Here is a 22,425-nt window from a genome sequence, read left to right on the forward strand (position 1 = left end):
CGTCCGTCGTTTTGAAAGCTCGGGGCGCGGTCAGCGCTCGTCGTCGGCGAGCAGCGATGCCAGCGGCACCGTATGCCTGACGAACGGCGAGCGAATGACGATATAGCTGAAGTATTTCTCGATGCCCACATTGCGGTCGACGAGCTTCTCGATCACCTCCTGATAGTGACCGATATCCTTGACGAGAAACTTGAGCAGGTAGTCATAGCCGCCGCTGACGAGATGACACTCGGTGACTTCCTCGACATCACGCAGATTGGCCTCGAAGCGCACGAAGTCTTCACGACGGTGATCGTGCAGCATGATCTCGGTGAAGACCGTCACTGTGCTCGTGAGCCGCGTCAGATCGAGATGCGCGCCATAGCCCGAAATGATGCCCGCCGCTTCGAGCCGCCGCACGCGTTGCAGACACGGACTCGCCGACAGCCCGACCACGCTCGCCAGATTCGCGTTCGTGATGTTGCCGTTCTTTTGCAGTTCGGCCAGGATCCGGATGTCGATGCGGTCCAGCTTGTGTCGGTGGTTCATGTCGTGCGGGATCGATGGGCGCCATGCGGCCGGGTCAGCCTTCCTGGCCTTCAGCGAGTTCGGCGTGATGCGCGGTGACGAGTTGCGCCATGCTCGTAAACTTGAATTCGACGGCGGGTTCCGTGAGCGTCTTCATGGTCGCGCCGAAGCCGCGCTGCTCGAAGCGCCGGTGAATCCAGCAACCGTGCATGCCGTATTCTTCCGCCGGAAGCAGATCATGATAATTGCTGTCCGCAATGTGCAGCGTCTCCCGCTTGTCCACGCCGAGCCGGGTCAGCACGTCGAACAGGTAGTCGAAGTTGCGGCGCGCGGGCTTGTATGAACCGACGTCCTCGGCGGTCACGATGGCGTCGAACGCGACATCCAGCTTGCGCTTGCTCGATTCGAAGCTCGCATTGTCCACGTTAGAAACGATGACCAGCTTGAAATACTTCTTCAGATATTGAAGCGTGCTGGCCGAATCCGGAAACGCGGGCCAGTCGCCGACGGACGCCCCATAAGCCACGGCCTCGTCCCACGTATAGCCGACCTGCCACTCTTCCGCCACGCGCTTGTACACGATCTCCAGCAAGCGGTTGTAGGCCATGGCGGGCGTGAGCAACTGCTGCTGCGACTCGTGGCGCGCATGCGCTTCCAGAATCTGGTCACGCGTGGGCGTTTTGGGAAGCCGTGCCGCGAGCTTTGCCAAGCCGGCGGCAATGCCGGCTTCCCAGTCGATCAGCGTGCCATAGCAATCGAACGTCAGTGCCTTGAACTCGGTAAGCCGCACACCTTTCTCCTCATGACTGTGCCAACGCTTCGCGATGCGCCTGCGCGAGTTCCGCCATGCTGTTGAAGCGGAATGCGATGGTCGGCTGCGTGCCCGGATCCATCGTTGCGCCAAAGCCCGGCTGCGCATGCCGCCGATAAATCCAGCACGACGTCAGGCCGAACGCGTTGGCCGGCTTGTGATCGTGGAACAGGCTTTCGGCGGTATGAAGGATCTTCTCCTTGGCGATGCCGCGCTCGCCCAGCTTCTCGATCATGTACTCGAAATTGCGCGGCGACGGCTTGTATGAGCCGACGTCTTCCGCCGTGATGATCGCATCGAACGTCACTTGCAGCTTCGTGTTGCTGTGCGTGAAGCTTTCGTTGTCCACGTTGGAGAGGATCACGAGCTTGTAATGCTGCTTCAGATAGCGCAGTGCCTCGGCTGAATCTGCGAAGGCCGGCCAGTGCCGAATGGAACGGCCATACGCGACGCATTCCTCGTGCGTATGCGGCACGCCCCACTCCTCGGCCAGTCGCTTGTACACGATGGCCAGCAGATCCTGATAACGCTTCGCCGGCGTGTACTTCTGCTGCGACGACTCGTGGCGCGCGTGTGCTTCCAGCACCTGGTCGCGCGAGAGTGCGGGCTGCACGCGTTCGAGCAGCGGGCGCAGCCCTTCGAAGATGCCGCTTTCCCAGTCGATCAGCGTGCCGTAGCAGTCGAAGGTGAGGGTGTCGAAGTCGGTGAGTTTCACGGTCGCTCCTGTCTGATGGCGAGGGGTGGAGCAGTCAGTGTAGTGAGACACAGCGGCAGCCGGAGCCGATGTTGCCCGCCCCAACCGCAGCTTGTGCGGTTTGCGCGCAGTGCCGCAGCAGATTCTGCCGTGCGCGCGCAAAGGGTTTCAAGACCTTACCAGAACGACCGGTCTTATTTTTAACTGCTTGAGAGGCCCATCCATCTGCACTACATTGGTGTTCCTTCGAAACCGTCTGGAGACGAGTCCATGCGCTATTCCGTCCTTGCACTGGCTGCCGTATCCGTTTTCTCCGTGGCCGCGTCCGCCACCGCGCAGGAAGTCGTCACCTTCGGCCACTCCGCGCCGCTCACCGGCCCGCAGGCGCCGAACGGCAAGGACAACGAGAACGGCGCGCGGCTTGCCATCGACGAACTGAACAAGGCGAATATCAGCATCGGCGGCAAGAGTGTCACCTTCAAGCTGGATTCGCAGGACGATCAGGCCGACCCGAAGGTTGGCGTGCAGGTCGCGCAGAATCTCACCGATCACAACGTGCTCGCAGTGCTCGGCCCGTATAACTCGGGCGTCGCGATTCCGGCCTCGCGCGTCTACAGCACGGCGGGCATTCCGCTGCTGCCGGTCGCGTCGAACCCGGCGCTCACGAAGCAGGGCTTCAAGAACATCTTCCGCATCGGCGCCAGTGACGAGCAACTCGGCGGCACCATGGGCGAGTTCGCCGCGAAGACGCTGAAGGCGAAGACCGCCGCGATCATCGACGACCGCACCGCGTACGGCCAGGGCGTCGCCGAACAGTTCGAGAAAGTGGCGAAGGCGAACGGCATCAAGATCGTCGATCAGCAGTTCACCAATTCACAGGCCACCGATTTCCTCGGCATTCTCACGGCGATCAAGGCGAAGAATCCCGATGTGATCTTCTTCGGCGGCTATGCGTCGCAAGGCGCGCCGATGGCCAAGCAGATGAAGCAACGCGGCATCCGCGCGAAGCTGCTCGGCGGCGACGGCATCTGTTCCGCCGACATGGGCAAGGTCGCGGGCGAGGCGGCATCCAGCGTCTATTGCGCGCAGGGCGGCGTGGCGCTGGACAAGACGCCGGAAGGCCGCGCCTTCCTGAAGAAGTATCAGGATGCCTATCACACGGACACGCAGGTCTATGGCGTCAATTACTACGACGGCGTGAAGATGCTCGCCGATGCCATGGTCAAGGCCGGCACCACCACCGACAAGGCGAAGCTCATCGCGCAACTGGCGAAGGAGAAGTACAAGGGCGTTGCGGGCACCTATTCGTTCGACGCCAGCGGCGACCTGCAGGGCGCGCCCACCACGGTCTACATGATCCGCAACGGGCTGCCCGTTCCCTACGCTCAATAAGTCTCACCGCACACCGCAATGAAACTCTCCCGATCCATTTCGACCGTCGAAGTCCATACCGGCGGCGAGCCGTTCCGCATCGTCACGAGCGGCCTGCCGCGTCTGCCCGGCGACACCATCGTGCAGCGCCGCGCCTGGCTGAAGGAACATGCCGACGACATCCGCCGCGCGCTGATGTTCGAACCGCGCGGCCATGCCGACATGTACGGCGGCTATCTCACCGAGCCGGTATCGCCGGAAGCGGACTTCGGCATCATCTTCCTGCACAACGAAGGCTATAGCGATCACTGCGGACACGGTGTCATCGCGCTGGCCACGGCGGCGGTCGAACTGGGCTGGGTGCAGCGCACGGGTCCGGAGACGCGCGTGGGCATCGATGCGCCGTGCGGCTTCATCGAAGCCTTCGTGAAGTGGGACGGCGATCACGCGGGTTCCGTGCGCTTCGTGAACGTGCCGTCCTTCATCTGGAAGCGCGACGTGACCGTGGACACGCCGAGCTTCGGCAAGGTGACGGGCGACATCGCGTATGGCGGCGCGTTCTATTTCTACGCCGATGGCGCGCCGCACGACCTGCCGGTGCGCGAGTCGTCTGTGGAGCAATTGATCCGCTTCGGCGCGGAGGTGAAGACGGCGGCAAACAAGGCGTTCCCGCTCGCGCATCCGGACATTCCGGAAATCAATCATATCTACGGCACGATCATCGCCAATGCGCCGCGTCATCCCGGCTCGACGCAGGCCAACTGCTGCGTGTTCGCAGATCGCGAAGTGGACCGTTCGCCGACCGGCTCCGGCACCGGCGGACGCGTCGCGCAGCTTTATCTGCGCGGACAGCTCGGCGCGGATGAAACGCTCATCAATGAGTCGATCGTCGGGACCGTCTTCAAAGGGCGCGTGCTGAAGGAAACGACGGTGCACGACATTCCGGCGGTCATTCCGGAAATCGAAGGCGAGGCGTATATCTGCGGCTTCGCGAACTGGATCATCGACGAACGCGATCCGCTGGCGTACGGCTTTTTAGTGCGCTGAGGCGCGGCGGTCGATGCAACGCGTGCGTGGCAAGCCCGACGCAACCGGCGACCTCGCCGTGCTGATCCTGCTGGCCATCGCACTGTTCCTGCTGCACACGCTCACCAACGGCCGCTACGGCTTTCATCGCGACGAGCTGTCGACGCTCGAAGACGCCCGCGCGCTCGCGTGGGGTTATGTTGGCGTGCCCCCCGTCACGCCGTTCCTGGCCTACGTGGCCACGACGCTGTTCGGGCCATCGCTCGTCGGGCTGCGAGTCTTCTCCTCGCTCGCGATGAGCGTGGCGCTCGTGCTCACCGGACTCATGGCGCGGCACATGGGCGGAAGCCGCTTCGCGCAGATCGTCGCCGCGCTGGGCGCCGCGATCAGCAGCGTCGCCCTGAGCGCGGGCAGCCTGTTCCAGTACGTCAGCCTCGACTATCTGTGCTGGGTCGCGGCGGCGTACTGCATGGTGCGCGTGCTGGCGTCCGATGACCCGCGCGCGTTCATCGGCGTCGGCATCGCGGTCGGGCTGGGCTTGCTGACCAAGTACACGATGTCGTTTCTCGCGGCGGGCATCGTCGCCGGCGTGCTGCTCACGTCCGCGCGGCGGCATCTGCGCAGTCCATGGCTGTGGGGCGGCGTGGCGCTTGCAGGCGTGATCGTGCTGCCGCATCTCGTCTGGCAGATCCGGCATGACTTCATCTCGCTCGACTTCCTGGAAAGCATTCATCAACGCGATGTCGCGCTGGGCCGCACCGCAGGCTTCCTGTCCGGCCAACTGTGGATCGCGGCGAGTCCGTTCACGCTTCCGTTATGGCTCGCCGGGCTCTACAGCGTGCTGATCGGCGCGGGCAGCACGCGTTTTCGCGCGATCGGCTGGATGTTCGTCGTGCCGCTCGTCTTGTTCATGTTCGCGCACGGACGCGACTACTACATGGCGCCCGCCTATCCGATGCTGCTCGCCGCCGGCGCCGTCTCTGGCGTGCGCGCGATGGCCGCGCTGGGAGCGCGGCGGACACGCGTCGCGGGCGTGTGCGTGTGGACGCTGCTCGCGTTCGGCGGCGTGCTGGGCGCGGCGCCCGTGCTGCCGGTCGCCCCGCTGGGATCGGCATGGTGGCGCAGCGCCGACCGCCTCAACGGCGGCAACTTCAACGAGGAACTCGGCTGGCCGGAACTTGCGCAAGCCGTCGTGCGCGTCCGCGATGCGCTGCCCGCCGAGCAGCGCGCGAACGCGGGCATTCTCGCTGCCGATTCGGCCCAGGTCGCCGCGCTCAGGCTCTATGGCGCACGCGACGGCCTGCCGCCCGCGATCTCCGGCACCAATACGAACTGGTTTCGCGGCTACGGCAATCCGCCGCCGCAACCGCTGATCGTCGTCGGCGTGCCGGATGATTTCGTGCAACGCGAACTCGTCGCGTGCCGGATCGCCGGGCATGCAGACACGCCGCTGGGCATCGCCAACAGCTCGATGCGCCAGCGCGACATCTATATCTGCGACGCTCCGCGCCAGCCCTGGCCCGCGTTCTGGCGCGCGGTGAAGCGCTACGGCTAGCGCGCCGTCTCTTCCCGCGCGCACGCGTCGCCCTCGCGTTCCAGCCACGAACGGAACAGCACGATCAGCCGATCGTCCTGACGGCCTTCCGCGACATACGTGCAGTACGTACGCGACGGCAAGCGCGGCGCGTCGAACGGCGCGACCAGCCGGCCCGACACGAGATCGTCGGAGACGAGCGCCGTTGGACCCATCGCGATGCCCATGCCATCGACTGCCGCCTGCAAGGTCAGATAGAAATGGTCGAAGCTCATGACGGCGGCCGGACGCAGCGTCGGCACCTCCGCTTTCGCGAGCCAGTCGGGCCACACACGCGGCAGACTCGATGCGTGCAACAGCGTGTGCCGTTCGAGATCCTGCGGCACACGCAGCGGCACGCGACGCAACAGCGCCGGACTGCAGACCGGCAGGCGCTCTTCGGCGAGGAACGGTTGCATTGCGTAGCCGTAGAACGTATCCGGACCGCCGCGTATCACGATGTCGTGACTCTCCTTGAGCGCCTCGACCGGCTCGTTCGACGTCTCCACCCTCACTTCGACATCCGGATGCGCGCGACGGAAATCTTCCAGACGCGGCACCAGCCAGCGCAGCACGAAGGTCGCGGGCGCATTCACGCTGAGCGTGCGGCTCACGGCTTCGGACAGACCGTAGCGCGCAGTGGATTGGGACAGTTGATCGAACAGCGGGCCGATCTGCGCGAGATAGGCCTCGGCAGCCGGCGTCAGCGCGACGCGCCGATTATGGCGCTCGAACAGCGGCGCGCCGAGCCACGCCTCGAGCAGACGCACTTGCTGGCTCACCGCACCGTGCGTCACGTGGAGTTCGGCGGCGGCCTGCTTGAAACTGCCGAGGCGCCCGGCGGCTTCGAACGCACGCAAGGCATTCAGCGGTGGCAAGGTCCGGTTCATTTTTCAGGAGAGATTTTCTGACGCGACATCCGAAGATAAGTGGTTTGTGAGCCGCTTACAAGATAGTTATTCTCTTGAATACGCCAACCACAGCCCACAAGCACGCTCATGCTCAGCTATACCGGCGGCATCGTCCTGCTCGCCGCCCTGCTCCATGCAAGCTGGAACGCGATGTTGCACGGCAACCGCGACCGCTTCCTCTCGATGACCTGGATGAGCATCGCCATCGGCGCGGTGTCGCTCGTCGCGGTGATGTGGCTGCCGTTGCCGGCCCCGGCAGCGTGGCCGTATCTGATCGCCTCCGGGCTCGTGCATGTGGTCTACAACGTGAGCCTCGTGCGTTCGTACCGGCGCGGCGATCTCGCGCAGGCCTATCCGATCGCGCGCGGTTCGTCGCCGCTGCTCGTCACCCTGGGCGCGGCGCTGTTCGCGCATGAGGGAATCGGCGCGCTCCGCGTGCTCGGCATCGCGCTGATCTCGGCCGGCATCATGGCGCTCGCGCTGCGCGGGCGGCACGTCTCGCGCGCAGGCGCACTCGCGGCGCTGACGACCGGCGTGACCATCGCGGTCTATACGGTGATCGACGGCATCGGCGTGCGGCTCTCGGGCGATCAGCCGTTCGCCTACACGGCGTGGATGTTCCTCTTCTACTGGTTCATGCCGCTGATCTTCATCGTGCGACGCGGCGCCGACGCCATCTGGAAGCCGGTCTTCGCCGCGCCGATGTCGGTCGCCTCGTCGATCGTGGGCGGACTCGTCTCGATTGCCGCCTACGGCATCGTCATCTGGGCGATGCAATCAGGCGCGATGGGCGCCGTCTCTGCGTTGCGCGAAACCAGCGTCGTGTTCGCGGCGCTGATCGGTCGTGTGTTCCTGCGCGAGAACGTCGACGCGCGGCGCTGGATGGCATGCGTGGTCGTCGCTGCGGGCGCGGTGTGCCTCGGGCTTTGAGCGGCCGTCACATGCGCGCGACGTCGATCACCGCATCGGCGAATGCGCGCGGCGCTTCCTGCGGCAAGTTGTGTCCGATCCCACCGCCGATGGTCCGATGCTCATAGCGCCCCGTGAACTTCTTCGCATACGCCGCCGGCGCGGGATGCGGCGCGCCGTTGGCATCGCCTTCCAGCGTGATGACCGGCACGACGATCGACGGCCCCTTCGCGAGTTGCGCCTCGAGCGCATCGTATTGCGCCTCGCCCTGCGCCAGCCCGAGCCGCCAGCGATAGTTGTGAATCACGATGGCCACGTGATCCGGATTGCCGAACGCCGCGGCTGAACGCGCGTAGGTCGCGTCGTCGAAGCGCCATTGCGGCGACGCCGTCTGCCAGATCATCCGGTTGAACGCGTTCCGGTTCGCGTCGTAGCCCGCGCGGCCGCGTTCGGTCGCGAAGTAAAACTGATACCACCACGACAGCTCGGCCTGCGGCGGCAACGGCGCCTGATTCGCCTGCTGGCTGCCGATCAGATAGCCGCTCACGGAGACCATCGCCTTCACGCGCCCCGGCCACAGCGCCGCGACGATGTTCACCGTGCGCGCGCCCCAGTCGAAACCGCCCAGCACCGCATGCTCGATCGAAAGCGCATCCATCATCTCGATCACATCGCGCGCGAGCACGGCCTGCTGGCCGTTGCGCGGGGTATCGGCGGACAGGAAGCGCGTCGGGCCATAGCCGCGCAGATACGGCACGATGACCCGATAGCCCGCCGCCGTCAGCATCGGCGTGACTTCGGCGTAGCTGTGGATGTCGTACGGCCAGCCGTGCAGCAGGATCACGACCGGACCGTTGCGCGGGCCAGCCTCTGCATAGGCGATGCTGAGCGTCGAGGTCTCGATATGCTTCAGGTGCGTGAAGGCTTCCGGCAACGCGGGCGCGGGAGCATTCCGCGCGTCCGCCGCCTCGACGAGCCCGCTCAGCCCCATCTCAAGCAAACCCATGCCGGCAACAGCGGTGCCAAGCAAGCGGCGGCGACGGGTATCGATACGGTCCGGCATGATCTTTCCTCTCGTTTTCAGGTTATTCGATGAGGGGATCATTTGAAGCGCCACACGTATCCGGCGTGTGTCGAGACAGGCGGCGCGTGCAACGCACTGTGTCGGTGGCCCGGATGGACACAGTGAGATACACGACAATCACGCACCGTAACAATAAGCAAATGACGGCATCCACACGGGCGGAGCCGGTTACCATTCTTGTCTGAGCGCTTAATAGCAAGCGCGGGCGAGTCCGGTCACCACACGACAAGGGCCGCCCGATAGCGAACTTCAAGGGTGTCATGTCAAAAACCGAAGACGCAATCGCACGAGATCCGGCGGGCGATGCCGCAGAGCCGCCGCACGGAACACAGGAAGAGACAGCAAGCGAAGCACCGGCGGACACGAGCCTCGAACTGGAAGCGCCCGCCGTCACCCGCACCGGGCCGCTCACCGAAGCCGCGCTGTTCGGCCGGCAGACGCCGCCGGCCGCGCCCGCGCCGCCCGAGGCCGCACCGCACGTGCATCCGGCCGGCGCGGGCAGCAGTTATCGCGCGCTCGCAGGGCTGCTCATCAGCTATGCGCTGTTGATCGTCGGAAATGGTTTGTTCCAGACGCTGATTCCGTTGCGCATCATGCAGTCCGGCTATCCGACCATCGTGATCGGTCTGGTTCAGTCGTGTTACTACGCCGGCTTCATTCTCGGCGCGATGGTCAACCGCAGGCTCATCGACCGCATCGGGCAGCACCGGACCTTCGTCGCGTACTCGGCGGCGGCGTCGATTCTCGCGCTCGCGTTCGGCGCCGCGCAATCGCCATGGACGCTCGCCCTCGTACGCCTCTTGACCGGCTTCGCCTTCATGGGCCTGTACGTGTCGATCGAAAGCTGGCTCAACGGCACGGTCGAAAACGAAAAGCGCGGACAGGTCTTCGGCACGTATGCGGCCATCAACTATCTCGCGGTGGGCAGCGGACAGTTCCTGCTGAACTTCGGCGCGGGCATGGGCGGCCAGCAATTCTCGATCGCGGCCGCCCTGTTCGCGGCGGCCGTGATGCCGGTGACGCTGCTCGAAGGCTGGCCCGTCAAAGTGGCCGACGAATCCCTGCACCGCGTGCCCGCGCGCACCTGGCGGGAAAGCGTGCGCGACATGATGGCCGCCGCGCCGCTCGCCGTGCCGGGCTGCGTGCTCGCGGGTTTCATCTACAGCGCCTTCTACGCGATGATGCCGGTCTATCTCCAGCGCGCCGGCTTCTCGACGAGCGAACTTGCGACCTTCATGGGCGTCGCGCTGATCGGCGCGCTCGTGCCGCAATGGCCGATGGGCCGCCTCTCCGATCGCTTCGACCGGCGCCGACTGGTGTACATCACGGCGTCGATCTCGGCCACGCTGAGCCTCGTGCTGTTCTGCATCGACGTGCGCGTGGTCACCTGGTGCGCAACCCTCGCCTACGTGGCGGTCACCTTCACGCAGTACGGCCTGATCGTGTCGCACGTACAGGACCGGACCGAGCCGCATCATCGCGTGGCTATTTCGGCTACGCTGCTCGCGCTGTTCTCGTTCGGCGGCATGGCGGGCCCGGCGCTGGCGTCTTCGTTGATGACCGTCGTCGGTCCGAGCGGACTGTTTCTCTTCAACGCGCTGTCCTGCGTGTTGCTCGCGTTGAGTGCACGGCGCGCGCTGGGTATTCATTTGCGCGGCGCGCATGCCGGCGCCTGACGGCTGTCATGCTTGCGCGCGTTTTACCAAAGCGCGTTTTACCAATGCATTACGCAGAGAAAAACAAAAGCTTACGGATAATTGCGTAAAATCGCTTATTCCGAAGACAAAATGCCATCATCTTTCGCTTTCTGCGTGAAAAGCACTGATAGTTGGCCGACAAGTCGTCGTCACCCCGAGTAGATTCGTACTAGGCATGAACTGGCGGAAAGGACGCAACGAGACGTCCGCCGCTGGAGCATCCGTGACGGGCGCAGTCGCGCTCGCGCATCGGGTCTCGGGGATTCAATGAACGACCATCACGACCAAACACGACTTGAAGTCGTTTGCGATGAGCAGGGTTTCCTGGCGCTCGAGCGCGAATGGAATGCCCTCTGGCTCAAGGCAAACGGACGGTATTTCCAGCGCTTCGACATCTGCTTGCTCGCCTGGCGGCACGTGGCCGCTCCTCAAGGAAGGAAGCTGCATTGCATCGTGCTGCGCGAGAACGGCGAACTGCGGCTCGTCTGGCCGCTCGTTTCGTGGCGACGCATTCTCTGGACCTATCTGCTGCCGCTCAGCCCGGATGCCGCCGACTACACCAGCGTGCTCGTCGAGGACGGCCCGCGCGCGCCGAGGCTGATCGACGCGGCGTGGCGTCTCGCCCGCGCGAAGTGCAAGGCGGACTTCGTGCATCTGCCGTATGTGAACGAGGGTTCCGAACTGCATCGCATCGCGCTGCGCGAGCGACACGTGCTGGGGCGTTCGCGCCATGAGTCATGGGTCGCGCAGTTGCGCGACGAAACCGACTGGGCCACGTACTGCCGTTCGCTCGGCACCATGAACGGCAAGAAGCCCGGACAGCTCGAACGGCGTCTCGCGAAGGAAGGTGACTTGCGCGTGCGGATGATCGAGCCGTCGGATGTGGGCACGATCGATCGATGCGTGCGCGCGATGCTCGCGTGGAAGCGTCAATGGGGCGAGCGCACCGGCAAGCAGGGCGTCTGGTTGTTCTCGTCGCATTACCAGGCGTATCTGATGGCGACGCTCACCCGGCCCGGCGGCTTTCCCGCGGGCGAGCCGCCCGCCCGGCTGATTGCCGTCACGCTCGGCGAGCAGCCGATTGCGGTGTCCATCATGAGTCACGGCAATCCGCTCGCCAACGCGGTGATCGCCAGTTTCGATCCGGCTTATGGCAAGTTCGGCGCCGGCGCGGTGGCGTGGGAACACGCGGTGAAGTGGGCGCTGGAGCAACATTACGACATCGACTTCGGCGTCGGCTCGGAGCGCTTCAAGACTTACTGGGGCCGTGGCAATCGCAGCTATGCGTGGTCGATGCAGATCGGCAACTCGGCATGGGGCGTGATCAGCCACCGGATCGTGCACGCGCTGCGCGATCTCTATCTGTGGCTCAAGGGCGGCATGCCTGCTCCACGCGGCGCAACGGCACGCGCGGGCGAAGGGCCCGACGGCGCGGCGACGATGGAGAATCTGGGGAAGTAAGCGGTCCGCGCGTGGCGGTGTCTGAGGATGCTGCCTGGCTGCGCTTTGGCGCGGTTCGCGTCTGCCGCATTGCCGGCTTTATTGCACGGCACGGCACGGCACGGCGGCTGCCGGTCACTCAACGGACGGTTTCGTCCGATCCATCCACCGATGACGCGAGCGGCCCGCGCCGCTCCGTCACGGTCTTTCATGCTTACACCAGTGCTTCGACTTGACGACGCGGCAGCATCCGGTCGAATTCGCGCTTGACGATGCCGTAGCATTCGCATGCACGCTCTTCCAGGCCGGCACGGTCCAGCACCTTGATGCAGCCGCGGCTGTGATGAATCAGGCCCAGGTCGTGCAGCTTGCCGGCGGCTTCGGTCACGCCTTCGCGACGCACGCCGAGCATGTCCGCGATCATCTGTTGCGTCACGCGCAGCTGGTCCGACGGCGTGCGGTCGGTCTGGATCAGGAGCCAGCGGCACAGTTGCTTCGAGAGCGAGTGATGGCGATTGCACGCGGCCGTTTGCGCGACTTGCGTCAGAAGGGCTTGCATATACAGCAGCATCACGCGGCGCAGGAAATCGGAGCGGCCGAAGTGCTCACGCAAGGCGCCCGCGCTCATGCGATACGCGAAGCCGGAGCACTGGACCTGCACGCGGGTCGGCATCGTGTCGCCGCCGGTCAGGACCGGCACGCCGGACATGCCTTCGCGTCCGACCGCCGCGACTTCGACCGAACCGCCGTCTTCCATCGTGTGGAGCAGCGAGATGATGGCGGTCGTCGGGAAATACACGTGATGAATGCGTTGTCCCGAATCGCAGAGCAGTTGCTCGGTGCGCAACTGGACGAGTTCGAGATGCGGCGCGATGGCCTGCCATTCTTGCGCCGGAAGCGCGCCCAACAGGTGATTGCCGTGCAGATCCGATTGAAGTGTCAACATGTTCTTATGCTCTTTTCTCTGTGCGCTTCTGCGCGCCTGATTTTTTTCTGGCCCCCAGCGGCTTCGCGATCAATTCTGTGTCGATCGTCGAAGCCGCTGTGACCAGCCCCGTTGCACCCGGCCGCCGCTGCTTCTTGTGGTTTTGGATCGCGGCGGCCTTCGTGCTTGGTCATACATTAGCGAGAGGTGTGCCAGGCCACGTTCTGTATAGGGTCTGTGTGGGTTTGCGTCCGGACGCCCGAACCCGCGACCGGTCGCCGAACGAAAATGATTCAGTCGTGAACAGTGACGTTCATACCGTAAGCGCACAGACCCTCCCGGCGCGCCAACGTTTTCGTCTGCTGAATAGCCCGTCAGACGGTGGATCAAGGCACCGGCAAAGATTGCCGATGAGGTGGATGGTGGATATGAAGCCCCCTTCCACGAAGAAACAAGCGTTTTGCGAAAAACGTTGCATTCGTGGATAGGGTTTGGGCCGGCGTTTCGGTCAGCGTCGGTGCCGCGTATTGCAGAGTCCTTGCCGGACGGGGCTCGGGCTGTTTTGCAGTCGGTTCGTGCACGGAACCATTAAACGCTCACACCGAACGCAAGGTTCGTTAAAAAATGTTGCATTGCGTACACGAATTGCGTTTCTGGACTGACCAGAAACAAATCAGGCCGGAAGCATGAGTGTGATTCGAGTCTTGTTGAACAAGCTTCGTTGTGATCGAGGCGTGCTCGCGTCACCATGAAAGCCGTCGTCGTCCATCTGATTGGAGCGAAGCATGAACGACGTCATCGAGGCACCCGCAACGGTCGCGGAGTTGGCCATCGATCTCAACGGCCGGATGTCGATCTATCAGCCTGGGCAAGCCGGGCGGATCTTTCCCTACCGTTCTTTCCGGGGCACGCCGAGCATCGCCAGTGTCTGAAGGAGCGCTTGGTAGCCGCGCGCCGCGCGCTTGCCCGACAAGCCTGCGACTACGGTTTTGCCGGGCATCACACCGAAGCTCGTGGCGACGCAGGCGGACATGTTCGAGTGAGATGAGCCGGGCACGGCGTTCGCGCGGTGCTCCGAAGCGCGCGATGCGGTGGAAACCCCATCGCGCGACACGAGCGTGTAAGTCAACGCACGACGCTTTTATGTGCGCTCGCGTACCCTCGGAAAATTCAAAATCCCCGGGCGTAAAACTCGCACCCAAAGCGATCAAAACCCGCTAGTGTCTCTACTTCCTTTGTACTGAACGATGCGATCGTTGGCGGCTCTGTCGACCGGGCTACGCTTCAGCGGGTAGGGCGCGCATCGCGTCGCAATCCGGAGCGCCGCCGCCTCGGTGCCACCGTACCTTCTCCACGACCATGAAAAATCTGGCGTTGAGCAAAGCCCCCGCTTCAATGGGTGTGACCCGCAGCCCGGGCGAACCGGCGTTCTTCTCCACGCCCGCAGGCTGGGCATTCCTGGTGATCGCAGCAACCATCATATGGTTTCTCGTCACCGCTGATCGTTCGATCTATCGGATCCCCGATCAGGACGCGTACCTCGTCTACTTCCGTTATACCGACTGGGCGTGGCTGGAAAGCTACTTCCAGCGTCGCGGCTTCGGCCCGAGCCTCATCCCGCGCATGATCACCGATGAAATCGGCTGGCGCCTGTGGATCATCTTCGTCAATGCATTCGGCTTCACTCCCGACACGGGCATCCGGATCACGGTCGCGCTCTCGAATGGCCTGGTGTTCTGGGCGCTCACGCGTCTGCGCCGGCCACTGCTCGGGCTGGCCTTGTGGATCGTGATCCCATCGGCGCTCGCCATCACCGGACTCTTTCAGGTGCGTCAGGGATTCGCTTTTGCGATTGCCATGACGTTCGCTTTCGTCTGGCGCCGCCCAGTGCTGGGCATGCTGATCGCAAGCACGGTCCACACGACCATCGCCTTTCCGGCGGCGCTCCTGATCGCCGCGCGTCTGAGCGGTCGCAATAACCGCGTCGCGATTCCCTTGGTTTGCGTCGCCGCCGGGGTGCTGGCCGCCAGTGCGCAGATCCTCTTCGATACCTTCGGTGGCCGGAGAATCGGCGACTATGCAAACTACGAAGCGGAATTTTCGATCAACCTGCTCGTGTTGATGATGTCGTACGCGATCGGCTCGGCCCTGCTGCTCATCTCGCTTCCCTATGTTCGGGCGGTGCGCCTGCAGACAACGCTCCGCGAACTGTCGCTGATGCATTTCGGGCTGGTGGTGTATCTGGTCTTCGCCTTCGTGCTGTTTCCGTTCGGCAAGGACCGGGTGTTCTACTACATATCGCTGATGCTGCCGTTCTTCGTTCAGGAGATACGGATCAGGAACAGCATCACGTTATGGCTGACCACCCTGCTCTATCTGATGATCGCGGCCGAGGCGTACCTCGGCTGGCAGCGGGGCTCATACGTTTATCTCTTCCGCTGAAGCCGGAATCACGGCACATGGCCTTCTCCTGCAATGTTTCGAGGTCGCGGCCGCGCGAACATCAGCCTGTATGATGGCGGCCTGCGCTGGCACGCTCCGGCGCAGGCGCATCCCGCACTCATACCCGCTGACTCAGGAAGAGGAAGTCCGCCATGACGGCCGCAACGCAATTCGACCAGGTTTCCGTTATCAAACGCGCCAACGTCTACTTCGACGGTAAATGTGTCTCGCACACGGTTCTCTTCGCGGACGGGAAGAAGAAAACACTCGGCGTGATTCTTCCGGGCACGCTCAACTTCGGCACGGATGCGCCGGAACTGATGGAAGTACAGGCCGGCACATGCCGCATCCGCCTGGACGGAAGCGACGAATGGAAAACCTATGGCGCAGGCGAGTCATTCCCGGTCCCGGGCAAGAGCCGCTTCGACATCGAGGTGATCGACACGCTGGATTACGTCTGCAGCTATCTCTGAAGTAAATCGGGCGATCGCCGGCATTCATCTCATCCGGCCAGTCTGTCCAGTTTTTTCGCTTGTCCACGTACCGTGTACAATCAGGAAAACCAGACAGAGGGATTCGTCATGCCGCCCCGTGCCGAGCGTCAGAAGGAACACCTCGAACAGATGACCGAAGCGGCAGCCGCCGCCTTCGGCGACGCCACCGGCCTCGTCGCGCGCCGCGTCAAAACACCGGCGGGCAGCCAGCACGATGCCGCCATCGAGTTCCGTGTCGGCGCAACGCGCTTCAGGCGGCCCGTCGTCGTGCGTGAAGTCATCGACAGATTCAGCGTGCTGTCGGCCATTGCCGAAGCGCAATCGGAAAGGCTGACGCTCGTCACCACCCATCTTTCGTCGAACATGATCCGGGCGTGCCGGGAATTCGACGTCGACGCACTCGATCTTGCCGGCAACGCCAGCCTCATCGAAGGCAATTGCGTCGTGATCGTGTCCGGCCAGCCGCGCGTGGCCGAGAGCCGGGCACGTCGCTCGACAACCTGGACCAAATCGACGCTGCGCGTCACGCTCACCCTGCTCGTCGATCCGTCACTGCTGGAGCGCAGTTATCGCGATATCGCGCAGAGCGCGGGCGTGAGTCACGGCACGGTACAGAGTGCCGTGCGCGCGCTGACCGGGAACCGCGATCTGATCGAGCGGCCGGACGGCCGCGGCCTGCGCTTCGCCGACCGCGAACAGCTCATCGACGACTGGGTTGCGCTGTATGCGCGGCAGTTGCGCGAATCGCTGGTGCTGGGACGCTACCGCGCCGACTCGAACGACTGGTGGCGCACCATTCCCGATTTGCCCGGCCAATGCCAGTTCGGTGGCGAACCGGCGGCCGCGATTCTCACCGGATATCTGAAGCCGGCGGTGGTCACGGCCTATTGCGCGGATGCCGTGCCGCGCGAATGGATCATGCAGGCGCGGCTGCGGCCCGATCCGGGCGGAAACGTCGAGTTCCTGCGTGCGCCGATGAAACTCGCCCCCATCAGGGATCTTCCGCAGAACGTCGTCGCCCCTTTGCTCGTCTATGCCGATCTGATGGCGAGCGGCGACCCGCGCAATCTCGACACCGCCAGGATGCTGCGTGAACGCTATCTCACCGCCGCTTGACCTGCTGCCCCACCGGCCGCTCGCCGCGCCGGTTGCCGCGATGCTGCGCGAAGTCGCCGCTGCCGCGCAGGCGACCGGCATCGCGTGGTTTGTCGGCGGCGCCAGCGCGCGTGACATCCTGCTCACGCATGTGTATGACATCGAGGCGATCCGCGCGACCGCCGACGTCGACATCGGCATTTCGATTCAAAGCTGGACGGGGCACGACACGCTGCGCAACACACTGATCGCGTCCGGCCATTTCGCTGCACCGAAACACGCGATTCATCGGCTCGACTTCAGCGCGCCACACACGAACGAGCGCACCTGGCTCGACATCGTGCCGTTCGGCGGCGTGCAGGACGAGCGCGGCGAGATCGCGTGGCCGCCCGACCAATCCGTGCGGATGAACGTCGCCGGCTTCCGGCAGGCGCTCGATGCGGCGATTCGCGTGCGCATCGCGCCGGATCTGGTCGCGCCGGTTGCTTCGCTGCCCGCGCAGGCGATGCTGAAGATCGTCGCCTGGCAGGACCGGCACGCTTCCGAGCGCAAGGACGCGATCGACCTGCTGTTCCTGATGGCGCGCTACGCTCAGACCGGCCAGCTCGACCGTCTCTATTCCGATGCCTTCGATCTCGTCGAGCGCCACGGCCATGATCCCGACATCGCGGGCGCCGCGTTGCTGGGCCGCGATACGGCGGCGCTCGCCGTCGGCGAAGTCCGCGCGCACCTGCTTGCGGTACTGCGCGTGGACGATCCTGCGCCGCCGATCCTCGATCACATGCTCGGCACGCGCCTTCCGGTCTTCGACGCCGACACCAGCGAGCGTATCGCCGCGCTGTTCGACGCGTTCAGACAGGCTTTCCGCGAAGCCGCACCGTGATGCACCTCAGCCGTTGCGGAACAGATAGCTGTACGCGTTGAGGGCCGGCACGCCGCCGAGATGCGCGTAGAGGACCTTCGAGCCCTCGGGGAATTCGCCGTTGCGCACCATCTGGATCATGCCGTCCATCGACTTGCCTTCGTAGACCGGATCAGTCAGCACGCCTTCGAGCCGCGCGCAAAGGCGGATGGCGTCCAGCGTGCCTTCGTTCGGCAGGCCGTATTCGGGGCCGCCGAAGCGCGTGTCGAGAATCACATCGTCGTGGGTGAGATCCTGGCCGAGTTCGACGAGCTCCGCCGTGTGCTTCGCGATACGCAGGATCTGCTCATGCGTCTGCGCGGGTTTCGCCGATGCATCGATACCGATCACGCGCCGCGCCCGCCCGTCCGCCGCGAAGCCGACGACCATCCCCGCCTGCGTGCTGCCCGTCACCGAGCACACCACGATGTAGTCGAACTTGAAGCCGAGCTCCGCTTCCTGCGCACGCACTTCCTCTGCAAAGCCGACGAAGCCCAGCCCGCCCAGCGGATGCTCCGAGCAGCCCGCCGGCACCGGGAACGGCTTGCCGCCGGCTGCGCGCACGCTTTCCATCGCGTCCTGCCAGCTCTTGCGAATGCCGATATCGAAACCGTCGGCAACCAGACGCACGTCCGCGCCCATCACCCGTGACATCTGGATATTTCCGACGCGGTCGTACACCGCGTCCGAGTAATTGACCCAGTTTTCCTGCACGAGCACACACTTCATGCCGAGGTGCGCCGCCACCGCCGCGACCTGACGCGTCTGGTTCGACTGCACCCCGCCGATCGACACCAGCGTATCGCAGCCTTCCGCGAGCGCTTCCGGAATCAGGTATTCCAGCTTGCGGGTCTTGTTGCCGCCGAAAGCAAGTCCGCTGTTGCAGTCCTCGCGTTTGGCGTAGAGATCGACCTTGCCGCCCAGATGCGCCGAGAGCCGTTTTAGCGGCTGGATGGGTGTCGGTCCGAAGGTGAGCGGATAACGGGGGAAACGTTGCAGGTTCATGATCGGCATCCTCGTGATGATGGAAGTCTGGCCGCCGCGTGCGGCATCGCCTGAGGACAATCGTAGAGATTTGACGTTATTCGCGGGTTGCGAAAAAATTCCTGTTTGCCTAACGTTCAAGCCTGAAGATCGGTAATCTCAAACTTTTACTTCGTTCATGGTCTATTCAACGCAATGAAAAAAACCGTCCTGGCTTCGAACCCGCAGCCGGCGGGGCCGCAGACCGACAGGGTCGATCGCGCGATCCTGCGTCAGTTGCAGCGCGACGCATCGATCTCGAACGTCGCGCTTGCCGACAAGGTCAACCTGAGTCCACCCGCCTGCCTGCGCCGGGTCGAGCGCTTGCGCGAAGCGGGGCTGATCCGCGCAACCGTTGCGCTGCTGGATCCGAAAGCGCTCGATGCCGGCATGCTGGTGCTGATCGGCGTGATCCTCGACCGGTCCACACCTGACTCCTTTGCCGCGTTCGAGACGGCCGCGCAGCAAGTGCCGGGCTGCATGGAATGCCACGTCGTGACGGGAGAATTCGATTTCTTCATGCTGATCCGCACGCGCGACAGCGACAGCTTCAACCGCCTGCATGCCGAAAAGCTGCTCTATCTGCCCGGCGTGCGGCAGATTCGCACGTTCGTCGTGCTGCGCGAGATTCTCTCGACCACGGCGTTTCCTATCGGCGAATCGGCGGGAACGAGGGCGGCGTGATCGCGCTGCCGTCGAAAGAAACGTGCTCGACGGTAAGCCTGCTGAAAAATTACGCTAGGATTCAGGGTTTTCCTTGTCCGAGCATTCCGTTTCGTCGTGACCGCGTCTGATTTCAAAGCCCTGGCCCGGGCGCTTCTGGCCCGCCTGCTGCCCCGGCTGCGTCCGCATCTGCGACCCCGCACACTGCTTGTGCTCCCCGCGCTCTTGATCCTGTATGTGCTGGTGCTGATTCCGTTCACGCCGGGCATCCGCGACATTCGCCGCGCAAATGTCGATCAGCCTGCGCAAATCTATTCCGCCGACGGCAAGCTGCTCGCGGAATTCAAGCCGACGCATCGCGAATGGGTCAGTCTCAAGTCAATTTCGCCGCAGGTCATCGACGCGCTCATCGCGACGGAGGATCGGCGCTTTTACGCGCATCACGGCATCGACTTCAAGCGCACGGCTTCCGCTGCGCTGCATACGCTGAAAGGCGACAAACAAGGCGGCTCGACGCTCACGCAGCAACTCGCGCGCAATCTGTATCCGGAGGAAATCGGCCGCTCGCAGACGCTCACCCGCAAGGTGAAAGAGGCGATCACCGCGTTCAAGATCGAGGCGGTCTATTCGAAGGACGAGATCCTCGAAACTTATCTGAACACGGTGCCGTTTCTCTATAACGCGTACGGCATCGAGATGGCCGCGCGCACGTATTTCGGCAAATCCGCGGGCGAACTCGACGTCCTTCAGAGCGCGACGCTGATCGGCATGTTGAAGGGCAACAGCTATTACAACCCGGTGATCAATCCGGAGCGCGCAATCGACCGACGCAACATCGTCCTCGGTCAGATGGTGAAATTCGGCCACCTGCCGGCCGCGAAACTCGATGCGCTCGTAAAACGGCCGCTGCGCATCGACTTCGAGCGCCAGACCGAGGAGCCCGGCCGCGCGCCGCATTTCGCGCAACAACTGCGCAAGTGGCTGATCGCATGGGCCGACGACAACGACTACAACATCTACTCCGACGGTCTCGTCGTCCGCACGACCATCGACTCGCGCCTGCAGACCATGGCGACGAACGCGCTGGTCTTGCAGGGCAATCAGTTGCAGTCGATCGCCAACGCGGCCTGGGGTACGCGCGGTGGCTGCGCGAAGGCGAACGCGGACCTCGCGCATGCGTTCATTCGGGAGACCAGCGAATACCGCGCAGCGCGCAGCGGCGGCATGAACGACGCGGACGCCGTCGGCAAGCTCGGCGCGGACCGCGCGTTCATGCAATCGCTGTGCGAGAACAAGACCCGCGTTCAGGCCGGGTTTGTCGCGCTCGATCCGCGCAACGGCCAGATCAAGGCATGGGTCGGCAGCCGCGATTTCGCGCAGGATCCGTTCGATCACGTCGCGCAATCCCGCCGCCAGCCCGGCTCGACCTTCAAACCCTTCGTCTACGGCGCAGCGTTCGAGCACGGCGCGCAGCCGACCGACACTTTCGTCGATCAGGCCGTCGAGATCCCGATCAACAGCAACGAAATCTGGCGTCCCACCGACGACTCGCCGCCGAGCGGCAAGCCGGTCAGCCTGCGCGACGGCATCGCGTATTCGAAAAACCGCATCACCGCGCAACTGATGGAATCCGTCGGGCCGGGACGCGTTGCGCGGCTCGCGCGCGACATGGGCGTACGCGAGAGCCATCTCGACGTCGTGCCTTCGCTCGCGCTCGGCACGAGTCCGGTCACGCTCAAGGAGATGGTGTCGGCCTATGGAACGATCGCCAACGACGGCAGTTATATCGAGCCATTGCTGGTGACGCGTATCGAGGACAAGGACGGCGAAGTGCTCGCCCGGTTCGAGAACGCACCCGAGCGCGCGCTGCCGGTTGGCGCGACGCGCAAGCTCGTCGACGTGATGCGCGACGTGATCAACCGCGGCACCGGGACGACCATCCGCACACGCTTCGGAATTCGCGGCGATGTCGCGGGCAAGACCGGCACGACGCAGGACAATGCCGACGGCTGGTTCATCCTGATGCATCCGCAACTGGTAGCGGGCGCGTGGGTCGGCTTCAACGACAGCCGCGTCACGCTGCGCAGCGACTACTGGGGGCAAGGTGCGCACAGCGCGTTGCCGATCGTCGGCGATTTCGTGCAGCGAACGTTGCGCGCGCATCTGATCGACGCGCGCGCGCGCTTCGACACGCAGGAAGCGCCTGGGCTGTGGCAGACCCTTGTCACGCGCGCGAGCGTCTGGTTCGCGCAGACCTTCTCGAAAGAGCCGAAACCGAGTGCGACGAAACAGAGCACGGCGCAGAAACCGGCCCGTGTGAAACGCACGCCGGCCGAGCCGGACGCTGAGGTGACCGAGGCGCCGCCGAAGCCGCCCGTGTTCGCGACAATGCCACCGATCTTGCCGACGCCCGACGATGCCGCAGGCTCGAGGCCGGCGGAGGCGGCATCCGCGTCGCAGGAATAGCGCGCGATCATCCATGAGGATGCCGTGGAGACCCGGCGATCACCACGCGGCCCGCCATCGCCTGCGGTCGCGAATCGGCGTGATTCTGGAGCGCTTCTAGTTGCGTGTCCCGGCAATGGGAGTCGTGCGCGGCAATAGGCTTCCGCAGCAAGGTCGCCTGCCGAGACGACTCGGCGTGTCTGGCCAGGTCAGACGGTTCACGATTTTATTCGTCTTCCTGATCAGGAAAGGGAATGAACCCAGGTCAAGAAAAAGAAATGTTCGTCAGGCAAAAACATGACCGAACCGGTTTCTTCTTCTTCAGCTCATTGGCAAACACCGCAGAGTCGTGCCCGTATCGACCTCGAGCATGAAGGTTCGAGTTTCTGCGCTGTAGTGAGGAAAACACGATTG

Annotated in this window: 20 protein-coding genes; 13 read left to right on the forward strand and 7 right to left on the reverse strand. The window is 64.0% G+C overall.

What is annotated here, in order from left to right:
- Positions 1-30 precede the first annotated feature (30 nt).
- Genes QCE88_RS22745 through QCE88_RS22755 form a run of 3 tightly spaced genes read right to left on the reverse strand, consistent with a single transcriptional unit; the run spans position 31 to position 2,033 of the window.
- Complete coding sequence (locus QCE88_RS22745) at positions 31-528, reverse strand: Lrp/AsnC family transcriptional regulator (RefSeq protein WP_309906354.1); 498 nt, start codon at positions 526-528, stop codon at positions 31-33.
- 34 nt (positions 529-562) lie between these two features.
- Positions 563-1,297 carry a haloacid dehalogenase type II gene (locus QCE88_RS22750; RefSeq protein WP_309906356.1) on the reverse strand — a complete coding sequence of 245 codons (735 nt, stop codon included), beginning with the start codon at positions 1,295-1,297 and terminating at the stop codon, positions 563-565.
- Between the two features lie 10 nt (positions 1,298-1,307).
- Positions 1,308-2,033 carry a haloacid dehalogenase type II gene (locus QCE88_RS22755; RefSeq protein WP_309906357.1) on the reverse strand — a complete coding sequence of 242 codons (726 nt, stop codon included), beginning with the start codon at positions 2,031-2,033 and terminating at the stop codon, positions 1,308-1,310.
- A 249-nt stretch (positions 2,034-2,282) separates the two neighbouring features.
- Between QCE88_RS22755 and QCE88_RS22760 the strand changes: the two genes are divergently transcribed.
- From QCE88_RS22760 to QCE88_RS22770, 3 genes are read left to right on the forward strand one after another with little or no spacing between them, the layout of a single operon-like run.
- Positions 2,283-3,404: a branched-chain amino acid ABC transporter substrate-binding protein gene (locus QCE88_RS22760; protein WP_309906359.1), complete on the forward strand. Its 1,122-nt coding sequence runs from the start codon at positions 2,283-2,285 to the stop codon at positions 3,402-3,404.
- 18 nt (positions 3,405-3,422) lie between these two features.
- The gene (gene lhpH, locus QCE88_RS22765) at positions 3,423-4,430 is read left to right on the forward strand and encodes a trans-3-hydroxy-L-proline dehydratase (RefSeq protein WP_309906362.1); all 1,008 of its coding nucleotides are present in this window, start codon (positions 3,423-3,425) and stop codon (positions 4,428-4,430) included.
- Positions 4,431-4,443: 13 nt separating this feature from the next.
- On the forward strand, positions 4,444-5,964 hold the full coding sequence (locus QCE88_RS22770) for a glycosyltransferase family 39 protein (RefSeq protein WP_309906363.1): 1,521 nt from the start codon (positions 4,444-4,446) through the stop codon (positions 5,962-5,964).
- Here the strand turns inward: QCE88_RS22770 and gcvA are convergent.
- Positions 5,961-6,872: a transcriptional regulator GcvA gene (gene gcvA, locus QCE88_RS22775; protein WP_309906365.1), complete on the reverse strand. Its 912-nt coding sequence runs from the start codon at positions 6,870-6,872 to the stop codon at positions 5,961-5,963. The two genes, QCE88_RS22770 and gcvA, sit on opposite strands and share 4 nt — an antisense overlap.
- Positions 6,873-6,980: 108 nt before the next feature.
- Between gcvA and QCE88_RS22780 the strand changes: the two genes are divergently transcribed.
- The gene (locus QCE88_RS22780; RefSeq protein WP_309906367.1) at positions 6,981-7,823 is read left to right on the forward strand and encodes an EamA family transporter; all 843 of its coding nucleotides are present in this window, start codon (positions 6,981-6,983) and stop codon (positions 7,821-7,823) included.
- A 7-nt stretch (positions 7,824-7,830) separates the two neighbouring features.
- Here the strand turns inward: QCE88_RS22780 and QCE88_RS22785 are convergent, their stop codons facing one another.
- Positions 7,831-8,865 (reverse strand): alpha/beta hydrolase, encoded by a 1,035-nt coding sequence (locus QCE88_RS22785; protein WP_309906369.1) that lies wholly within the window; start codon positions 8,863-8,865, stop codon positions 7,831-7,833.
- A 281-nt stretch (positions 8,866-9,146) separates the two neighbouring features.
- Between QCE88_RS22785 and QCE88_RS22790 the strand changes: the two genes are divergently transcribed.
- On the forward strand, positions 9,147-10,562 hold the full coding sequence (locus QCE88_RS22790; protein ID WP_309906371.1) for an MFS transporter: 1,416 nt from the start codon (positions 9,147-9,149) through the stop codon (positions 10,560-10,562).
- A 288-nt stretch (positions 10,563-10,850) separates the two neighbouring features.
- Entirely contained in the window at positions 10,851-12,044 is a 1,194-nt protein-coding gene (locus tag QCE88_RS22795) for a GNAT family N-acetyltransferase (protein WP_309906373.1), read from the forward strand.
- 193 nt (positions 12,045-12,237) lie between these two features.
- Here the strand turns inward: QCE88_RS22795 and QCE88_RS22800 are convergent, their stop codons facing one another.
- Positions 12,238-12,969: a Crp/Fnr family transcriptional regulator gene (locus QCE88_RS22800; RefSeq protein ID WP_309906375.1), complete on the reverse strand. Its 732-nt coding sequence runs from the start codon at positions 12,967-12,969 to the stop codon at positions 12,238-12,240.
- A 764-nt stretch (positions 12,970-13,733) separates the two neighbouring features.
- Here QCE88_RS22800 and QCE88_RS22805 point away from each other — a divergent pair.
- The 5 genes from QCE88_RS22805 to QCE88_RS22825 all read left to right on the forward strand — a co-directional run bounded on the left by QCE88_RS22805 (position 13,734) and on the right by QCE88_RS22825 (position 17,862).
- On the forward strand, positions 13,734-13,880 hold the full coding sequence (locus QCE88_RS22805; RefSeq protein WP_309906377.1) for a hypothetical protein: 147 nt from the start codon (positions 13,734-13,736) through the stop codon (positions 13,878-13,880).
- Positions 13,881-14,322: 442 nt separating this feature from the next.
- Positions 14,323-15,390, forward strand: coding sequence for an EpsG family protein (locus tag QCE88_RS22810; protein WP_309906378.1), 1,068 nt, complete (start codon positions 14,323-14,325; stop codon positions 15,388-15,390).
- 152 nt (positions 15,391-15,542) lie between these two features.
- Positions 15,543-15,863 (forward strand): pyrimidine/purine nucleoside phosphorylase, encoded by a 321-nt coding sequence (locus QCE88_RS22815; RefSeq protein ID WP_309906380.1) that lies wholly within the window; start codon positions 15,543-15,545, stop codon positions 15,861-15,863.
- Between the two features lie 108 nt (positions 15,864-15,971).
- The gene (locus QCE88_RS22820; protein ID WP_309906382.1) at positions 15,972-17,000 is read left to right on the forward strand and encodes a type IV toxin-antitoxin system AbiEi family antitoxin; all 1,029 of its coding nucleotides are present in this window, start codon (positions 15,972-15,974) and stop codon (positions 16,998-17,000) included.
- Positions 16,975-17,862 (forward strand): nucleotidyl transferase AbiEii/AbiGii toxin family protein, encoded by an 888-nt coding sequence (locus QCE88_RS22825; protein ID WP_309906384.1) that lies wholly within the window; start codon positions 16,975-16,977, stop codon positions 17,860-17,862. Before QCE88_RS22820 ends, QCE88_RS22825 begins: the two co-directional genes overlap by 26 nt.
- Positions 17,863-17,868: 6 nt before the next feature.
- Here the strand turns inward: QCE88_RS22825 and QCE88_RS22830 are convergent, their stop codons facing one another.
- Complete coding sequence (locus tag QCE88_RS22830) at positions 17,869-18,885, reverse strand: 1-aminocyclopropane-1-carboxylate deaminase (protein WP_309906386.1); 1,017 nt, start codon at positions 18,883-18,885, stop codon at positions 17,869-17,871.
- Positions 18,886-19,059: 174 nt separating this feature from the next.
- Here QCE88_RS22830 and QCE88_RS22835 point away from each other — a divergent pair, with 174 nt between their 5' ends.
- Together QCE88_RS22835 and QCE88_RS22840 are read left to right on the forward strand one after the other, a co-directional pair.
- Complete coding sequence (locus tag QCE88_RS22835; RefSeq protein ID WP_309906389.1) at positions 19,060-19,587, forward strand: Lrp/AsnC family transcriptional regulator; 528 nt, start codon at positions 19,060-19,062, stop codon at positions 19,585-19,587.
- A 96-nt stretch (positions 19,588-19,683) separates the two neighbouring features.
- Positions 19,684-22,032: a transglycosylase domain-containing protein gene (locus tag QCE88_RS22840; RefSeq protein ID WP_309906391.1), complete on the forward strand. Its 2,349-nt coding sequence runs from the start codon at positions 19,684-19,686 to the stop codon at positions 22,030-22,032.
- Positions 22,033-22,425 lie beyond the last annotated feature (393 nt).

Origin of the sequence: Caballeronia sp. LZ035, assembly GCF_031451175.1 — a bacterium.
GTDB lineage: Bacteria > Pseudomonadota > Gammaproteobacteria > Burkholderiales > Burkholderiaceae > Caballeronia.